General features: G+C 75.3%; 12 protein-coding genes. 1 reads left to right on the top strand and 11 read right to left on the bottom strand.

What is annotated here, in order from left to right; translation table 11 throughout:
- Positions 1-19: 19 nt before the first annotated feature.
- On the bottom strand, positions 20-1,633 hold the full coding sequence (locus ACZ5NJ_RS24210; protein ID WP_468767278.1) for an NAD(P)/FAD-dependent oxidoreductase: 1,614 nt from the start codon (positions 1,631-1,633) through the stop codon (positions 20-22).
- A gap of 249 nt (positions 1,634-1,882) precedes the next feature.
- Between ACZ5NJ_RS24210 and ACZ5NJ_RS24205 the strand changes: the two genes are divergently transcribed.
- A complete protein-coding gene (locus ACZ5NJ_RS24205) occupies positions 1,883-2,665 on the top strand; it encodes a lysophospholipid acyltransferase family protein (RefSeq protein WP_468767277.1) in 783 nt (260 codons plus the stop codon).
- Between the two features lie 57 nt (positions 2,666-2,722).
- Here ACZ5NJ_RS24205 and ACZ5NJ_RS24200 read toward each other — a convergent pair whose 3' ends face one another.
- From ACZ5NJ_RS24200 to ACZ5NJ_RS24155, 10 genes are all read right to left on the bottom strand, one after another.
- Entirely contained in the window at positions 2,723-4,204 is a 1,482-nt protein-coding gene (locus ACZ5NJ_RS24200; protein WP_468767276.1) for a hypothetical protein, read from the bottom strand.
- Between the two features lie 152 nt (positions 4,205-4,356).
- On the bottom strand, positions 4,357-5,913 hold the full coding sequence (locus ACZ5NJ_RS24195) for a lipase family protein (RefSeq protein WP_468767275.1): 1,557 nt from the start codon (positions 5,911-5,913) through the stop codon (positions 4,357-4,359).
- Positions 5,914-6,141: 228 nt separating this feature from the next.
- Positions 6,142-7,077, bottom strand: a complete 936-nt coding sequence (locus tag ACZ5NJ_RS24190; RefSeq protein WP_468767274.1) for an endo alpha-1,4 polygalactosaminidase — start codon at positions 7,075-7,077, stop codon at positions 6,142-6,144.
- Entirely contained in the window at positions 7,074-7,736 is a 663-nt protein-coding gene (locus tag ACZ5NJ_RS24185) for a spherulation-specific family 4 protein (protein ID WP_468767273.1), read from the bottom strand. Before ACZ5NJ_RS24185 ends, ACZ5NJ_RS24190 begins: the two co-directional genes overlap by 4 nt.
- Positions 7,733-8,641, bottom strand: a complete 909-nt coding sequence (locus ACZ5NJ_RS24180; protein ID WP_468767272.1) for an NAD-dependent epimerase/dehydratase family protein — start codon at positions 8,639-8,641, stop codon at positions 7,733-7,735. The genes ACZ5NJ_RS24185 and ACZ5NJ_RS24180 overlap by 4 nt, the downstream gene beginning before the upstream one ends.
- A gap of 7 nt (positions 8,642-8,648) precedes the next feature.
- On the bottom strand, positions 8,649-9,362 hold the full coding sequence (locus ACZ5NJ_RS24175) for a nucleotidyltransferase family protein (RefSeq protein WP_468767271.1): 714 nt from the start codon (positions 9,360-9,362) through the stop codon (positions 8,649-8,651).
- A gap of 113 nt (positions 9,363-9,475) precedes the next feature.
- Entirely contained in the window at positions 9,476-10,477 is a 1,002-nt protein-coding gene (locus ACZ5NJ_RS24170; RefSeq protein ID WP_468767270.1) for a GDP-mannose 4,6-dehydratase, read from the bottom strand.
- Between the two features lie 152 nt (positions 10,478-10,629).
- Positions 10,630-12,033, bottom strand: a complete 1,404-nt coding sequence (locus ACZ5NJ_RS24165; protein WP_468767269.1) for a hypothetical protein — start codon at positions 12,031-12,033, stop codon at positions 10,630-10,632.
- Positions 12,030-13,700, bottom strand: coding sequence for a GT4 family glycosyltransferase PelF (gene pelF / locus ACZ5NJ_RS24160; RefSeq protein ID WP_468767268.1), 1,671 nt, complete (start codon positions 13,698-13,700; stop codon positions 12,030-12,032). Before pelF ends, ACZ5NJ_RS24165 begins: the two co-directional genes overlap by 4 nt.
- An 82-nt stretch (positions 13,701-13,782) precedes the next feature.
- Complete coding sequence (locus ACZ5NJ_RS24155; protein ID WP_468767267.1) at positions 13,783-15,930, bottom strand: hypothetical protein; 2,148 nt, start codon at positions 15,928-15,930, stop codon at positions 13,783-13,785.
- Between the last annotated feature and the right edge of the window lie 377 nt (positions 15,931-16,307).

Genomic DNA, 16,307 nt, shown 5'->3' with positions numbered 1-16,307 from the left:
CGGAAGCCGTTCCGGGGCCTCAGAAGCCGGCGGACGTTCCCGCGTCCTGGAAGCGGTCGGTGTGGCGGCGGCGGTAGGTGATCAGGCTGTGGGCCACCGCGGCGCCCTCGCCGACCGCGGCGCCGACCCGCTTGACCGAGCCGGAGCGGACGTCGCCGACGGCGAAGACGCCCGGGAGGCTGGTCTCCATCGGGAGGGCCTCGCGGCCCGCGCCCTCGGCGCCGGTGAGGACGTAGCCGCGGTCGTCGAGTTCCAGGGCGCCGTCGAGCCAGTCCGTGGAGGGGCGGCCGCCGATCAGGACGTACAGGCATTGGGCGGGGACGGTGCGTTCGGCGCCGGTGCGCTCGCGCAGCCGCAGGCCCGTGAGGGTGGTCGTGCCCAGGCATTCGGCCACCTCGGTGCCCAGCAGGACGTGCAGGTTCGGGGTCCGTTCGATGCGCTGGACCAGGTAGTTCGACATGGAGGCGCCCAGGTCGGTGCCCCGGACGAGGAGGGTGACGGAGCGGGCGTGGCGGGCGAAGTAGAGGGCGGCCTGTCCGGCGGAGTTGCCCGCGCCCACCATGTGGACGTCCTCGCCGGCGGTGGCGGGCGCGTCGGAGAGGGAAGCGCCGTAGTAGACGCCGGAGTTGAGGAGCCGGTCGGTGCCGGGGCTCACGAGGCGGTTCCATTCCACGCCCGTGGCCACCACGACGGCCGCCGCCGAGACGGATGCGGTCTCGGTGGTGCCCGCCTTGACGAACTCGACGGTGTGGTGGCCGGACTGGGCGGGGATCAGCCGGGTCGCCACCCGCGTGGGCTGCCATTCGACGCGTACGCGGCGGGCCTGCTGGAGGGCGCGCTGGGCGAGGTCGCCGCCGGTGAGTCCGACGGGGAAGCCCAGGTAGTTCTCGATGCGGGAGGTCGATCCCGCCTGGCCGCCGGGCGCGTCGTCCTCGATGACGACCACGCTCATGCCCTCCGCGGCGGCGTACACGGCCGTGGAGAGCCCGCCGGGGCCGCCGCCGATGACGGCGACGTCGTAGTGCTCGCGCTCGGCCGGCCTGATCAGGCCGAGCCGGTCGGCCAGTTCGCTGATCGGGGGGTCGACGAGTTCGGTGCCGTCGCCGAGCCTGACGGTCACCGGTGCGTCCCGCAGCTCCTCCTCGGGCACCCACCGGAAGAGGACGTCGCTGCGGCCGAGGAAATCCCGGACGGCGTAGGCGGCCGGGGAGAAGCGGTAGCCGCGGACCTCGGCCGTGGGCAGGCCGCCGCGGCGTTCGGCGTTCCAGGTGCACAGGGAGTCGTCGAGGGCGGCCCGCAGCCGTTCGGCGAGGTCCGGGCCGGCCGCCGGCGCCGTCCGCTGGACGACCGTGACGCCCGGGGCCGCGGCGGGCGGTCCGTCGGTGAGCCGCAGCCAGCGGGTGGCCGGGTGGCGTTCGGGGCAGGCGCCGGGGTCCTCGTCGGTGACCACCGCCGGGACGGCGACGTCCTGCCCGGCCAGGGCGTGCAGCACCCGCTCCGCCTCGGCCAGCGCGCCGACCTGGAGGACGCGGAAGGACGTCCGGTACCAGTGCTGCACGAGCTCGGCCGTCTCGTGGCGGCGGAGCGGATCGGGATCCGCGAGGAGGATCACAGGAAGGGTGGTCTCGGCCATGAAGGGTCTCCTGGGGTGTGTCGACGGGTGGAGGTGAACGGTCCACCCGGTCAACGAGCCGAAGATCATTGCGTGGCGCGGGACATGCCGCGCGGGACTACGGGGGAACGGGCGAACGAAGAGTCGATTGGGGAAATCGCCATGTCCTCGTGATCGCCGGGCCGTTGCCGCCGTTGACCGTGAAAGCCCTTGAAAGCCCTTGTCGGGAGGGCTCGTCGGGGTACCGCGCGGAGAAGGGGAGGCCATCTCGTGTCCGAGAACCTGGCCGATGTCATCGAGGTCGCCGGGAGCGAACTGCGCTTCCTGCGCAAGCTGCTCGGGGATGCCGGCGAGAACGCCTGGGAGCGGCTGCTCGAATGGTTCATCGACGACTGGTTCCGGCTGGACGTGCTGGGGCTGGAGAACATTCCCGCCGACGGGCCGGCGGTGCTGGTCGCCAATCACTCGGGGGCCTGGGGGCTGGACGCGTTCGTCCTGCAGAAGGCCCTGCTGAGGTCGCTCCGGCGCCCCCTGCACGTGCTCGCCGCCCCGTTCGTCTTCCGGCTGCCGGTGCTGGGCCCGTACGCCGCGCGGAAGGGCGCCGTACCGATCGACCCGCGGGCGGCCATGAAGAGGCTGGGCGACGGTGAGCTGGTCGCGGTGTTCCCGGAGGGGGTCGCGGGACTGGAGAAACCGTTCCGCGACCGCTACCGGCTCCAGCCGTTCAGCCCGGGGTTCGCGGTGGCGGCCCTGCACACCGGGGCGCCGATCGTGCCCGTCTGCGTCATCGGGGCCGAGGAGTCCTCCCCGAAGTTCGGGGAGCTGCCGGCGCTGGCGAGGTTCCTGGACCTGCCGTACTTCCCGCTGACCTCGCCGTTCCCGTTGCCGGCGAAGTGGCTGATGACCATCGGCGAGCCGATCCTGCCGCCCGAGCGGCCCCGGGCGTTCGGGGACCGCTCGGCCGCCGCCCGGCGCCTGTGCGCGGACGTGCAGGACGCCGTGCAGGACATGGTCGAGCGGGAACGCGAACGGCGCGACTCCCTCGTGGGGTAGCGGGCGCGGCGGGCGCGGTGGCCTCGTGGCCGCCCCGCCCGCCGGGAGGAGTCCGTCTCAGTCGCCGAGGTGGCGCGCCGCCGCACGGACGTCGGAGGCCGCCCGGGTGCAGCGCTCGGCGTGCTCCAGCAGCCGTGCCCGGAAGCGCTCGCCGGTCTCGTCGCCGTTCCAGCCCGGCTCGGCGGCGCAGGCGGCGAGGGCGCGGGCGTGCCCGTCGAGGCGGTCGGCCTCGGCGCGCGCCAGGACCGCGTACGAGGCGGGGCCGGCGGCGGGCGCGGCCGGCGGGACGGCGCCGGCGGCGGGCACGGCCACCCGCAGGGTGTGCGGGGCGAGCGTGAGCGGCATGCGGTCCGGGGCGAGCGCCGGGGACAGCAGGACCGGCGCTCCGGCCGCGGTGAAGAACCGGACGATCTCCTCGGCCACGCGGACGGCGAAGGCGGTGGCGGCGCAGCCGGTCGCGGATCCGCAGAACGGCGAGGTCCCCTCGTGCCGGAGGGTGCCGTCACCGCCCGGGTCCGGGGCCGCGTCCGCCTCCGGGCAGTCCGCGGCGGCTCCGGCGTCCGGGCGGTCCCGCAGCCAGGCGGGGGCGGCCAGGATCTCGGTCCCCGCTCCGACGGCGAGTCCGTCCCACACGAAGCGGGTCCGGACCGGGTGGAGGGCTGCCTCGACCGGCGGGAAGTGGGCGAGGGCGAGCGCCACGGCCCCGGCCGGGCTCGCGGCCGCGTCGGGGACGCCCGCGGCGCCGAGGGCGAGGGCCTGGAGGGCGGTGGTGACGGCCGCCTCGGAGACCACGGCCAGGGTGTGCGCCAGCGCCGCCTCCGGCCGGCCCTCCCCCGCCGCCGTCACGCCCGGCTCCGCACGGGCGGCGGGTACGGCGGCCGTCCCCCGGGCCAGGCGCGCGGCCACGGAGGCGGGGTCCGGGTCGGCCAGGTAGGGGGCCAGCCGGCGGTGCAGCGCGGCCGCCCGGCCGTCGTACGCGGGGGTCCCCGCGGCCGCGGCCGTCCTCGGCAGCACCTCGCTGAGCAGGGTGTCGTCCGCCGCCGCCGCGCCCGCCACCACCCGGCGGGCGGCGCGCAGCAGCCCGGGCCGCCAGATCTCCCAGGGCAGCGCGTGGTCGTCGCGGGGCGTGGCGGCGACCCGCTCCAGCTCCTCGGCGAGCGGCCCGGCGAACACGGCCGCGGGCGGCGCGGCGTCCGGCGGGAGCGGGACGTGGGGGTGCAGGCCGTGCCGGCGCCCCGCCGCGTCGAGGCGTACGGCGGGGGCGAGGGCGCCGGAGGCGGCGCCCGAGGCGAGGAGCCCGGCGGTGTCGGCGGGGCCGAGCGGGACGAGGAACGTGCCGAACGGGGTGCGCAGCCGGACGGGCCGCCCGGAGCGGCTGCGGCGCAGGTGCCCCAGCACCCCGCGGGCCGCGCCCTCGCGGGTGAGGGAGTCCAGGCCGAGGGCGCGGGCGGGGGCGTCCGCCCAGGGCAGGCGGTGGGCGAGCATGGCCGCGCTGAACACCGCGTTCTCCAGCGGCCGGGCGGTGGCGGGGGTGGTCATCGGGGGGCGTTCTCCCTCGGGTCGCACGGGGGCGGGGGTACGGACGCGGGCAGGGACGGCGGCGGGGGCGCGGGGGCCGACGGGGGCGGGGGCCGACGGGGGCGGGGACGGGGGCGCGGATGCCGACGGGGGCGCGGGGGGCGCGGGTCGGGTCACCTGTCGCGCAGCATGTACGGCTGGTTGGCGGTGATCTCGCCGTCGTAGCACCGGATCAGCCCGTTGACCCGGTCCCGGTGCCGGCCCAGTTCGCCGCGCAGGCTGTCGGAGTAGGCCTGCGGGGCGTGCGAGAGCGGGTAGTCGTACGACTCGTCGAGCCAGGCCAGTTCCACCCAGTCGTCCGGGATGTCGTTGGGGGACGCCGGGCCGCGGCCGTCCAGCGTCGGGATCACGTCGTGCTTGTTGACCAGGCTGACGACCCGGGTGGTGTGGTCGGCGGGCCGCTTGCTGTCGATCGGGGAGCCCAGCGTGACCACGTGGGTGATCCGGTACTCGGAGGCCACGTCCACGTCGGCGGCCAGGTTCATCGCGGTCAGGCCGCCGAGGCTGTGGCCGATCAGCATCAGCTCCGAATCGGCCGGCACACCGGCCCGGATCAGCAGCTTCTTCACCGCCCGGGTGTAGGTGGTGTCGGTACGCAGCAGGCCGTCGAAGGCGCCGACCAGGTCCTGTGGAGTGCTGTTGCTGAGGAGGGCGAAGCTGGTTCCGGGGAGCAGCAGCACATGCCGTACGGCGCCGTCCGCGCAGGCGACGCGGCGCAGCAGGACCAGGCCGTGGTTGCCGAGGGCGCCGATGTCGTTGACGTAGCTGACGATGTCGTTGCGGGAGGTGCCGAGGACCTTGGCGAGGATCGGGTCCGGGTCGGCGCGTTCGGCCCGGCCGGGGCCGGGATTGAGGTACTTGAGGAGGGAACTGGGCAGGCCGAGGAAGGGGTCGGTGGTGGGGACGCCGCCCGCGAGGGTCACCCAGGAGAAGTCGTCGTTGACGGGGTTCTCGTCCAGCAGCCCGGTCAGTGCGAGGAGTTCCATGATCACGGGGCTGACGGTGGTGAGGGCGCGGGTGACGCCGAGCCGTTCCACGAGGGCGTGCAGGGCGCGCGCCGCCTCCAGCCGGTCGCCGGCGACGAGGGCGCCGGTGAGGCGGCGGGCGTGCGGGGAGTCGAGGTTGGGGTGGGTGACGGTGGCGGCTTCGATGCGCAGGGCGAAGGCGTCCACCGCCATGGCGACCGCGGCGGGCCGGCGGCGGGTCACGTTGCCCGCGATCCGGGCGAGTTCGCCGACGAACCCGCCGTTGGCGCCGAAGCCGAGGCCGGCCGGGCCGGTCACGGCGCGTACGCAGGACAGGGCCGTACCGAGGGCCCAGGTGGGGCGGCGCAGGGCCTGGAGGGCGAAGCGGCCGCCGGTCAGTGCGCCGGTGAGGCCGGCTCCGGCCCGCTTCGCGGCGAGGGCGGCGTCGGCGAGCAGCACGGAGGCGGCGATGAGGAGTTCGGTGTCGGTGCGGCCCGTGTGGTCTGTGCGATCGGTGCGATCGGTGCCGTCGGCACGGTCGGCGACCACGGCGCCCGCGACCGCGGTGACGGTGGCCGGGGGCGTCCCCGGCCGCGCGGGTCCGGCGCCCGGGCCGCCGCCGGGGGTTCCGGGGTCGCCCGGGGTGTTCCCCCGCTGCCCGTCGGAGAGCTGCCGGGTGGGGTTCCCGGTCGCCTGAGGCGTCACGTTCCAACCTCTCGTCGCTTGACCCGCTGTTCGCGACGCATGGTGGCACCGAAAGGGGGCGCGCTCCGCGCACCGGGAAGTCCGTACCGGCGCACGCGCCGGCCTCCGCCCGGCCGCGCGCCCCGCCGGCACTGGAATCCGGGTGTCCCCCGGCCCCGCGCGGCCCCGCGCGGGATCGGGGGAGTGACGGCGCGGCCCGCGGTTGACGCGGCCCGCGGCGTCAGGGGTTCAGCAGGGTTTGCGCCAGGTGTCCAGCTCCGGGTTCTTCATCATCGAGGACAGCTTGAGCCGGCGGGCCTCGGGGCAGAAGCCCGCGGGCGTCCCCTTGTACTCGACGTGGAAGACCGCCTTGCCCGCCTTGATGAAGGGGCTGAGCGCCTCGCACTCACCGAACTGGGCGCACTCCTCGTTGACCGCGAAGTCGAAGGCGCCTTCGAGCTGGGGGATCTGCGGCAGGTCGTTCTTGAGGCCGACGGACAGCCCGCGCGCGTGGGCGATCTCGGCGATCATGCGGTTGTACGCGAGCTGGTGCTCGCCGGTCAGCGGGAAGCCGGTGTCGTTGCCGTAGGCCTCCACCAGGTCGGGCTCCACCGCGTCGAAGCCCTTGTCCCGGCACATGTCGAAGCGCCGTTCCATCAGCGGGCGGAGCTGGTCGACGCGGCGGATGTCGAGCCAGCGTTCACCCTTCCAGCCGTTGGGCTTGCCGAACAGGGTGGTGGGGAAGGCGTCCTTGTCCGGGCGGAAGTCCTCCCAGGCGCCGACGTTGACGTAGCAGATGACCTTGCGGCCGTCCCGGTGCAGCCGGTCCACGTCGGCGGCCGAGTTCTCGAACCCGTCGATGTCGTAGACGGGGACGTCGACCGAGGGGTCGGAGCGTCCGTCGAGCTGCCACTGCCAGGCCAGTCCGGGCCGGGGTGTCCAGCGGGCCTTGCCCGGGTCGCCCGGGGCGGAGGAGGACGGGGCGGGCGGTGATCCGGGGGCGGAGGGGGAGCCCGAGGGGCCCGGACCCGGCGAGGCGGACCCCGGCCCCCGGGTCGCGGTGGGGCCGGACGGGTCGGGTGCGGCGTCGTCGTCGCCGTCGTCGTCCGCGGCGGAGCAGCCCGTCAGGACCAGCGCCGTGACGACGGTCAGCAGGCCGAGGCGGGCCGGCAGGGTGCGGCTCATCGTTCCCTCCCGGTGAGTGCGGGGGTCAACTGTTTCCAGGGGTTGGGGAGTTCGCCCGTCACCGGCCCGGACACCGCCGCGCCGCGTTCGCGCGCGGTGCGTACGGCGAGCGGGACCAGGGCCTCCGGCACCCCGTAGACGAGGTGGCAGAACCGTTCGGGGGCGTGCCGCGCCGTCCAGTCGGGCCGGGTGAAGGAGGAGACGTACGTCGACCAGTGGCCTTCGAAGGTGACGGTGAGGTCCGCGAGGCGGACGTATCCCGCGACGGGGTGGACGCCCGGGTTCAGCACCACGGGTCCGGCCCCGAGCCGGCGTAGCGAGCGGATCAGCCGGCGGGCGCCGGGCAGTTCCTCCCGGGTGGGGGCCGTGCGGTCGAGGAAGCAGCCGTCGACCGCGTACCACTCCTGGTAGCGGCACATCTCGTGGACGATCTCGACCTGGCCGCGCGCCCCGTACTGGGTGTCCACGTAGCCCAGGAGCCGGGCCCCGGCCGTCCGCAGGGCGGCGGCGGCCGCGGCGAACGCCGGGTCGGGGCGCTCGCCCGGCCCGTCGGCCGGGTTCAGCACCACCCCGTAGGTTCCGGCGGCGCCGGTGATGAGCCGGTGCCAGGCGCCGGGGTCCTCGGCGGGGTGGACGTACAGCGGCACGAGCAGGGTCATGGCGTCAGGGATCCCGCCGGGGCGGTCGCCGCCCAGAGCGCGGCGAGGGAGTCGCCGAGGGTGTGCTCGGGGTGCCAGCCCAGGGCCTCGGCGGCGGCGGTGACGTCGGAGCACTGCCAGGACACCTGGGCGGAACGGGCCGAGCCGCCGTCGTCCTCCTCGATCCGGCCGCGGAAGCCCGCCCGGTCGGCCAGGCCCCGCACCAGGTCGCGGACGGGGACGGCCCGGCCGGCGCCGATGTTGAGGACGGGCGGCAGCGGCCGGGGGGCGGTGACGGCGAGCGCCACCGCGTGGGCCACGTCCCGCACGTCGACGAAGTCGCGGTGGGCGGACAGGTCGCCCAGCCGCAGCACCGCCTCCCGGGCGGTCCCGGCTTCCCGCAGCAGGGCGGCGATCCGCCCCGGCAGCCCGCTCGGCGGGGCGCCGGGCCCCACCGGGTTGCCCACCCGCAGGACGACGCCGTCCAGCCCGGAGGCGGTGACGGCGACGGTGCCGGCCAGCTTCGTCGCCCCGTACGGGCCGACCGGGCGGGTGGCGGCCGACTCGGCGGCCCGGGTGCCGGGTTCGCCGGGCCCGTACTCGGCCGCCGAGCCCAGGTGCACCAGGCGTGCCGCGGGCGCCGCCGCCCGCAGTGCGGCGCACAGGGCGGCGGGGCCGCGGGCGTTGACCTCGGCGAGCGTCACGGCGTCGCCGCCGGTCGCGCCCGCGCAGTTGACCACCGCGTCGGGCGCCGCGGCGGCCAGGACCTCCGCCAGCCGCTGCGGCCGGTCGGCCGCGAGGTCGATGCCGAAGTCGGCGCCGGGCGCGCGTCCGCCGTCGAACACCCGCGCGCCAGGGAGGGCGCGCAGGCGGTCGGCGACATGGGCGCCCAGGTAGCCGGTCCGGCCCAGGACGAGAATGCGCATGAGGTGCTCAGGCTCCCTTGAGCAGCAAGGACTTGCGGCTGGTGAACTCGGCGTTGGCCCGGTCGTAGTCGTCGGGGCGCCCGATGTCGAGCCAGTAGCCGTCGAAGGCATAGGAGTGGGGCGGGTTCTGACTGCCCAGCAGGTCGAGGACGAGTTCGTCGAATCCGAGGGGCAGTCCGGGCGTGTAGTGGTCGAGGGTGGAGCGGCTCAGACCGTACACGCCCATGGAGACGTGGTAGTCCATGCTGGGCTTCTCGGTGAAGCCGACGACGCGGCTGGCGTCGGTGGTCAGCACCCCGAAGTCGATGCGCACCTTGCGCGGGTAGGTGGCGATGGTCAGCGGCGCGCCGGAGGCCTCGTGCCGGCGCAGCACGTCGGCGTAGTCGAGGTCGGTGAGCACGTCGCCGTTCATCACGAGGAAGTGTTCGGGGAGCCGGTCGCGCAGGTTGAGCAGGGGGCCCATGGTGCCGAGCGGGCTCTCCTCGGTGGCGTAGTCCACGCTCATGCCCCACTGGGAGCCGTCGCCGACGTAGGCCCGGATGATCTCGCCGAGGTGTCCGATGGCGATGGTGCACCGGGTGAATCCGGCCGTGGACAGCTGGCGCAGCACGATCTCCAGGATCGCGTGCTGGTCGCCGATGGGCACGAGCGGCTTGGGCAGGGCCGTGGTGTAGGGCCGGAGCCGGACGCCCTTGCCGCCCGCCAGGATCACTGCGTACATGGGTCTCCTCCTAGGGTTGGGTGGGGGGAGGTTGAGTGCCGTGGGGTAGTGGAGATCGTCGGCGGGCCGCCCGACGGTCGGTTGTGCGAGACGTGTCGGATGCGCGAGACCTGTCAGATGTTGTAGATGCCGGTCTTGTAGCGGGCCAGGTTCCCGGGGTCGCGGAAGAACTCGACGGTCTGCGCGAGGCCTTCCTCCAGCGTGTGCCGCGGCCGCCAGCCGGTGGCGGCGGTGAGCCGGCTCGCGTCGGCGACCAGCCGCATCACCTCGGAGGCGGGCGGCCGCAGCCGCTCCCCGTCCTCGCGGACCTCGATGGGGACGTCCATGACCTTGCCGATGAGGGTGACCAGGTCCGCGACGGAGATCTCGCTGCCGGTACCGGAGTTGAAGGTGCGGCCCACGACGGTGGCGGCGGGTGCGGTGCCGGCCGCCAGGAAGGCCTGGGCGGTGTCCTTGACGAAGCTGAAGTCGCGGGTGGGCCGCAGGTCGCCGAGGGTGATGACGCGTTCCCCGGCCGCGACCTGGCCGATGACGGTGGGGATGACGGCGCGCATCGACTGGCGCGGTCCGTAGGTGTTGAACGGGCGCAGCGTCACCACCGGGGTCTCGAAGCTGGCGTGGTAGCTGTCGGCGAGCCGGTCGCCGCCGGCCTTGGAAGCGGCGTACGGGGACTGGGTGTTGATCGGGTGGTCCTCGGTGATCGGCACCGTCTGCGCGGTGCCGTACGTCTCGCTGGTGGAGGTGTGCACGAGGCGGGGGGTGCCCAGGGCGCGGACGGCCTCCAGCACGTTGAGGGTGCCGGTCACGTTGGTGTCGACGTAGCTGTGCGGGGCCCGGTAGGAGTACGGGATCGCGATGAGGGCGGCCAGGTGGTAGGCGGCGTCGGCGCCTTCGAGGAGGCCGCGGACGGATCCGGGGTCGCGGACGTCGCCGAGGACGATCTCCACCTGGTCGAGGACGTCGGGAGCCAGGGTCTCCAGCCACCCGTAGGAGGAGAAGGAGTTGTACTGGGCCATGGCGCGGACCCGGTAGCCGCGGGCGACGAGGGCCTCGGTGAGGTGGGAGCCGATGAAGCCCTCGGCTCCGGTGACGGCGGCGAGCGGTGCGGAGGTCAACTGGTGCACCTTTCAGGTGGGTTGGCGATGCGTACGGGTGCGGGTGGCGTGCGGGGCGGTGCGGTCTGGTGCCGGGCGTGGTGCGGTCTGGTGCGGTCTGGTGCGGGTGGTGTGGCGTGGTGCGGTCTGGTGCGGGTGGTGGGCCCGGGGGGTCAGGCGTGCCGGGCCGGGCGTCCGAGGATCCACAGGGTGCAGGCGGCCAGCCCCAGCGCGGCGGGGCCGCAGGACAGGGTCAGGGCGTGCGGTCCCGCGGCCGGCGCGAGGAGGGTGAGGCCCCCCGCCGCGGCCGCCGCCGCCCCGCACAGGGCCGCCGGGGGCCAGGCGATGCCGAAGGCCTGGAGCAGCAGGGCGGTCCACAGGGTCGCCGCGAGCAGCAGCAGGGCCGCCGGGGCGGCGCCGGTCAGCAGTGCCACCGGCAGCAGGAGCAGCACGTAGCCCGCCAGGCACAGCCCCAGGACCCCGGTGGACCGCAGCAGGAACCCGGCGGGGGTGGAGGCCGCGCCCAGCGCGGTGACGGACAGCCCGCGGAAGCGGTAGAGCAGCCATTCGGCCGGCCCCATGCTCACGGTCAGCGCGATCACCGCGTACGGCTCCGCCCGTCCTTCCACCAGGACCAGTACGGCCGCCGCCAGACCGAACAGCCCGTAGGGCAGGGACCGACGCAGCGGCGGCCGGGAGCCGGCGTCCGCGGCCGCCGGGGTGGCGTACGCGCCGCGCAGCACGTGGGCGACCGCGCCCAGCGTCGCGAGGAGCGCCGCCGCCGGGAGGGCGGTGCGGATCACGGGGCCCGGCTCCCACCAGGGCAGGACGGCGGTGCCCGCGACCAGCGGGGTGAGCGCGGCCAGCAGCAGCCGTTCGCGGCCCAGGACCAGCAGGATCCCGGCGGCGGCCAGGTACAGCGACTGCGCGGCCACCGCCCAGGTCACGGCCGTGCCCCCGGCGGCCGCGGCCCCCGCCGCCGTGGCGGCGGCCGCCCCGAGCGGAGCCCCCACCAGCAGGGTCCGGGCCGCCTCGCGGCGTCCGGCCACCATGCGCAGGTAGGCGCGGTGTCCGAGGGCCTGGCCCCAGGCCCAGGAGACGATCCCCGCGACGATCGGCCCGGCGGCGTGCCGGCCGGGGTTCCACAGCGGCGCGGTCAGCAGGTAGGCCAGCCCGGGGAGGGCGAAGAGCACCCCGCGCAGCAGGCACCGTACGGTGTCGGGCCGCCACGGATCCGGCGGCCGGGCGGGCTCAGGGAAGACGCGGGGCACCCGCTCGTAGAGGGCGGCCGCGAGCGAGAAGATGTTGGGGTGTCCGTACCGCTCGCGGATCACCTCGGCGGACAGTCCTTCGGCCTCCAGCAGGGCGGCCACCTCGTACGGGTGGACGGCCGGCCCGACGCGGTCGGCGAGTTCGGCCGCCAGCCGGCTGACCTCCTCCTCGTTCGGGCCGGGCAGTCTGAGGGTGAGGGTGGTCTCGGTCCACGCGCGGCGGGCCGGCGCCGAGGTGTCGGCCAGCCGCAGGGCGAGGGTGTCCTGGTGCGCCCCGCCGGGTTCGAGTGACATGGGCCCGCTCATCCGGCGAGGCTCCCCGTGCCGGTGACCGCCGTGGCCTCGGCCTCGCGGGCCTGCCGCCCGTCGGACGTGAGCGTGCGGACGGGTGCGGGCGGCCGGGCCCGCTCCTGTCTGCGGGCCCGGCCGGCGGCGACGGCCACCGGGGTGAGGACGGCCGGCGCGGGCAGCGGGGTGGCGGCGGCGTTCGCCGGGACGGGGGCGCGGCCGGCTTCGGTGAGCGGCGTGCGGTCGAGTCCGGGCAGTTCCAGGTAGATGGAGCGGAAGGTGTCGATGGTCTGCCGCAGCGTGAACTGCTCGATGACCCGCAGCCGGGCCGCCTCGCCCATCGCGGCGCGCCGCGCGGAGTCCCCGAGGAGTTCCAGGGCGGCTTCGGCCATGGCCGCCGGATCGCGCGGCGGCACGACGAGGCCCGCTTCGCCGACCGCCTCCCGTACCCCGCCCACGTCGGTGGAGACGGTGGCCCGACCGCAGGACATGGCCTCGATGAGGGTGAAGGGGAAGCCCTCGCTGATGCTGGAGAGCATCACGACGTTGCCGGCCGCGTAGGCGTCCTTGATGTCGTCGACCCGGCCCTCGAAGGTGACCGCGTCCGCGTGGCCGAGGTCGCGGGCGAGGGCCTCGCACCGCTCCCGGTACGCCTCCCCGCCGCGCGGGGTCCCGCCGAACAGGCGCAGCCGGGCTTCGGGGGCCCGTTCGCGGACCAGGGCGAAGGCGCGGATCAGGGTCTCCAGGTCCTTGATGGGGTCGACCCGGCCGGCCCAGCTGAGGGTCGGCACGTCCGGTTCGGGGCCGGCGGGCGGGAAGGCGGCGGGGTCGACGCCGTTGTAGACGGTGCGGATGGCCTGCGGGTCGGCGCCTCCCTGCTCCTCCCACAGCCGGTTGTAGCGGTTGCCGGGGGTCACCAGGGCCGCCCGCCGGTAGCTCTCCTCTGCCAGCAGCCGGAAGAAGCCGAGGACGACGGCCTTGACGGGCCAGCGGTAGGGGGCCGTGCGGTAGCCGAGGTAGCGCTCGCGCAGGTAGACGCCGTGCTCGGTGAGGAGCAGCGGGACCCCGTGCCGTTCCAGTCCGGCCAGCCCGGGCAGGACGGCGACGCCGCCGCTGACGGCGTGGGCCACGCCGTGTTCGGGGAGCGGGGCGGCGAGCGGGCGCAGGGCGTGCTCCAGCAGGGAGGTGGCGGTGAGCGCGTCGTGCAGGGTCGGCCGGGCCTCGCGCACGGTGAGCCCCGGGCGGTTCCAGACCGCGGCGAGCACCGCGACGGCGTGGTCCCCGCGCAGGAAGGGGCTCAGGGCCCCGTCGGAGGCGGCCCGGGCCATCGTGGACAGCGCGGGGGCGAACCCGGCCTCGGCGCGGGGGTCGAGCAGTGCGGTGAGGAACCGCTCGTAGGCGCCGGAGAGCCTGCGGTGGCCGCGGCCGCGCGGGGCGCGGCCCTCGGGGGGAGCGCCCCACATCGGGACCGACCGCACGTCCAGGACGTGGCCGGGCAGGTCCCAGACCACGGGTTCCCGGCCGGTGCCGGTGACGGCTGTGACCTCGAAGTCGATGTCGGGCATGCCCTGGACGAGTTGGTCGCACCAGACGCTGACCCCGCCGTGACTGTGCGGATAGGTGCCTTCGGTGAGCAGGGTGACGTGCGGCGCGCCGGGGCGCCGCACGCCGGCTTGAGCGTGCATGGGTGTGCTCCACGGCCGGTGTGTGGGGGTGGTCGGGCCGGTCCGGGCCGCGCTGGGCGGCCCGGACGGGCGGGACGCCGGTTCAGCGCCGGCCGGTGTCCGCCGCGCCTTCGCGTACGGCGGGCGGCACGTCGGTGCCGGGTGCCGGTGCGGTGGCGGGCGCCGGCCGGGGTGCGGCCACGGCGGACGGCGCGGCGGGCGCCGAGGACGGCAGGGTCAGCTCCAGGGCGCTGCCGGCGGAGGTCGTCCAGCCGGAGACCCGTCCCGCGTAGGGGCTGCCGAAGGCGGCGGCGCCCAGCCGGGTGCCGGCGGGCAGCGTCGCGGTGACGTCGAGGCCGGCCGGTGCGACGACGGTGACGGCGGTGCCGACGCGGTAGGCGGTGACCTGGCCGGCCTGGACGGCGCTCTTCCAGGCGCCGCGGCGCCTCAGTTCGGCGCCGATGTCCTTCATCCGCTCGTTCACCAGCGGGGTGTTGGCGGCGAACAGCGCGTCGTAGCCGTCGACGACCCCGTTCAGCACCGGGTAGGCCAGGCGCTCTTCGGCCAGGTTGGACTGGTGGATGAAGTGCGGCTTCGGGTCGTTGGCGAGGACGTGTCCGAGCGCGGTGCGGGTCTCCGCCGGCACGATCTTCTGCGCGTACCCGGTGGCGGTGTCCAGGGGGGCGGGCAGACAGGTCGTGGTATCCGAGTGGTCCTCGCAGATGCCGCTGCCGCCCTGGGCGCGGGAGGTGTAGATCCAGTTGTACTCGTCGGCCGCCTCGGTGGCCTTCCCGACGTTGTAGTAGACGTTCATCGGGTAGCGGGCCACGGTCAGGGCCGAGCCGACCTGGCGCTGTTCGGGGTCCCGGGAGTTGTCCGAGGCGACCCACTTGACGCCGTTGCCGGTGAGGGAGGCGGCGAGGTTCGGGTTGTCCTGCGGCTGCTGGGGCAGGACGGCCATGCCGGAGTGCTCGCCGGTGACCAGTTCGTCGTTCTGCAGCGGCAGCCCGAAGCTCTGGCCCCAGAGGCGGTTGAGGACGATCTCGTTGTCGATGGTGGTCCGGCTGACCCACTTGGTGCTGCCGTCGGGGTTGGCGGCGCACCGCCAGGGCACCACGCTGACGTCCTGTTCGCAGCCCAGGAAGGCGTGCGTGTAGGTGTGGTTGATCCAGCGGAACCGGTCGCGGTCGGCCTGGAGCTTGTCGGCCAGCAGGTCGACGCCGTTGTTGTCCTCGCGCTGGTCGAGGCTGCCCGCGCCGTTGTAGACCATGTCGAGGGTGAAGTTGCGGGCCGCCTGCCAGTTCTTGGCGTACTCGGCGTCGTCGGCGGTCATCCGGATCGGGTTGGGCGTGCCGCCCGCGCCGCCCGCGCAGTCGACGTCGCCGGGGGTGCAGTTGAGCCGGGTGTCCCAGCGGTCGTCGGCGGCGAAGACGTCGTCGACGTGCACGGAGAAGTAGTTGCGGGAGGCTCCGAGGTGGACGCCGCCGGTCATCCACTCGACGATGCCGCGGGCGAGCAGCCGGTACTGCTGCTGGTAGCGGTTGTAGACGAAGGTGACGACGAGTTCGCGCCGGCCGTCGTGCTTGTACTCGCCGACGAGGGAGCCGCGCCGGGCGGTGCCGGGGATGGGTGCGTCGACGTAGGGGGTGAAGTCCGCCCCGGGGGCGGGTTGGGCCAGGTAGGCGTAACTCTCGCCGACAGTGGGCGAGTTGTCCTCGAACGGCACGGCGCCTTCGAGGTAGCCGAAGGGGCCGGAGCGGCCGGCGGCGGTGACCCCCGCCTGGACTCCGTCGACGCTGCCCGCGTAGCCGCCGGCGACGAAGTACTGGAGTCCGACCTGGGGGCGGGCGTAGGTGTAGGCGTCGACCTGGGGTATCTCGTAGGTCTGCTCATAGGCGGCGAGCGCGGCCATCTCGGCGGAGCCGGCGGCGAACGGGTTGTCGTTGGGCAGGACCACCGCCTGGAACTTCGCGCGGGGCCGGCCGCCGACGGTGTCGGCGAGGAAGGCCGCGTCGATGGTGGGCCGGTCCGGCCGGGTGAGGTCGACCTGCGTGTACGGCGTCCCCGCGGAGTCCAGCTCCGCCGTGATGGCCTGGACGGCCGGGCCTCCGTCGGCCACGACCAGGACCCGCAGGTCCACGCGGGGCGTGGTGGCGGCGGCGTGGGCCGTGCCGGCCGGCAGTCCGGCGGCCGCGATGAGCGCTCCCACCGATAAGACGGCGGTACGTATGCTGCGCCTGCTTCGCTTCATGCGGTGAAAGTCCCCTCCCCGGGCAGGGGTGAGCGCGGCGCGCACGAAGCGGCGGACGCCCCCCTTGCGCGACGCCGGCCTCCCCCTCAGAAACCAGTCGTCGACGCATCCGTCGCGTCACATGGTGGTGCCTGTGTGTAGCTTTCGTGGGGACGTTGCGAAAAGCGACGAAAAAATGCGGGCGGCCAACTGGCGGTACCACACACCGAGTTGTCCTTCAGGGACCCTTCCGGAATCCGGCGGGGGGACGGGTTCGCCGCCATGAGCGCCGGTCCGGAGCCGAGCGGGGCGGGGGGGGGGGGGGGAGGGGGGGGGGGGGGGGGGGGGGATGGGGTGGGGGGGGGGGGGGGGGGGGGGGGGGGGGGGGTGTGGGGGGG

The sequence above is a fragment of the Streptomyces sp. NPDC032091 genome, from assembly GCF_055580265.1.
This window is presented reverse-complemented; position numbering and strand designations above follow the sequence as displayed.

Bases quoted from the DNA above. Each gene is read 5' to 3' on its own strand.
- ACZ5NJ_RS24180 (WP_468767272.1), bottom strand. From the start codon at position 8,641: ATGCGCATTCTCGTCCTGGGCCGGACCGGCTACCTGGGCGCCCATGTC.
- ACZ5NJ_RS24185 (WP_468767273.1), bottom strand. From the start codon at position 7,736: ATGACCCTGCTCGTGCCGCTGTACGTCCACCCCGCCGAGGACCCCGGC.
- pelF (WP_468767268.1), bottom strand. From the start codon at position 13,700: ATGCACGCTCAAGCCGGCGTGCGGCGCCCCGGCGCGCCGCACGTCACC.
- ACZ5NJ_RS24165 (WP_468767269.1), bottom strand. From the start codon at position 12,033: ATGAGCGGGCCCATGTCACTCGAACCCGGCGGGGCGCACCAGGACACC.
- ACZ5NJ_RS24210 (WP_468767278.1), bottom strand. From the start codon at position 1,633: ATGGCCGAGACCACCCTTCCTGTGATCCTCCTCGCGGATCCCGATCCG.
- ACZ5NJ_RS24200 (WP_468767276.1), bottom strand. From the start codon at position 4,204: ATGACCACCCCCGCCACCGCCCGGCCGCTGGAGAACGCGGTGTTCAGC.
- ACZ5NJ_RS24155 (WP_468767267.1), bottom strand. From the start codon at position 15,930: ATGAAGCGAAGCAGGCGCAGCATACGTACCGCCGTCTTATCGGTGGGA.
- ACZ5NJ_RS24190 (WP_468767274.1), bottom strand. From the start codon at position 7,077: ATGAGCCGCACCCTGCCGGCCCGCCTCGGCCTGCTGACCGTCGTCACG.
- ACZ5NJ_RS24175 (WP_468767271.1), bottom strand. From the start codon at position 9,362: ATGTACGCAGTGATCCTGGCGGGCGGCAAGGGCGTCCGGCTCCGGCCC.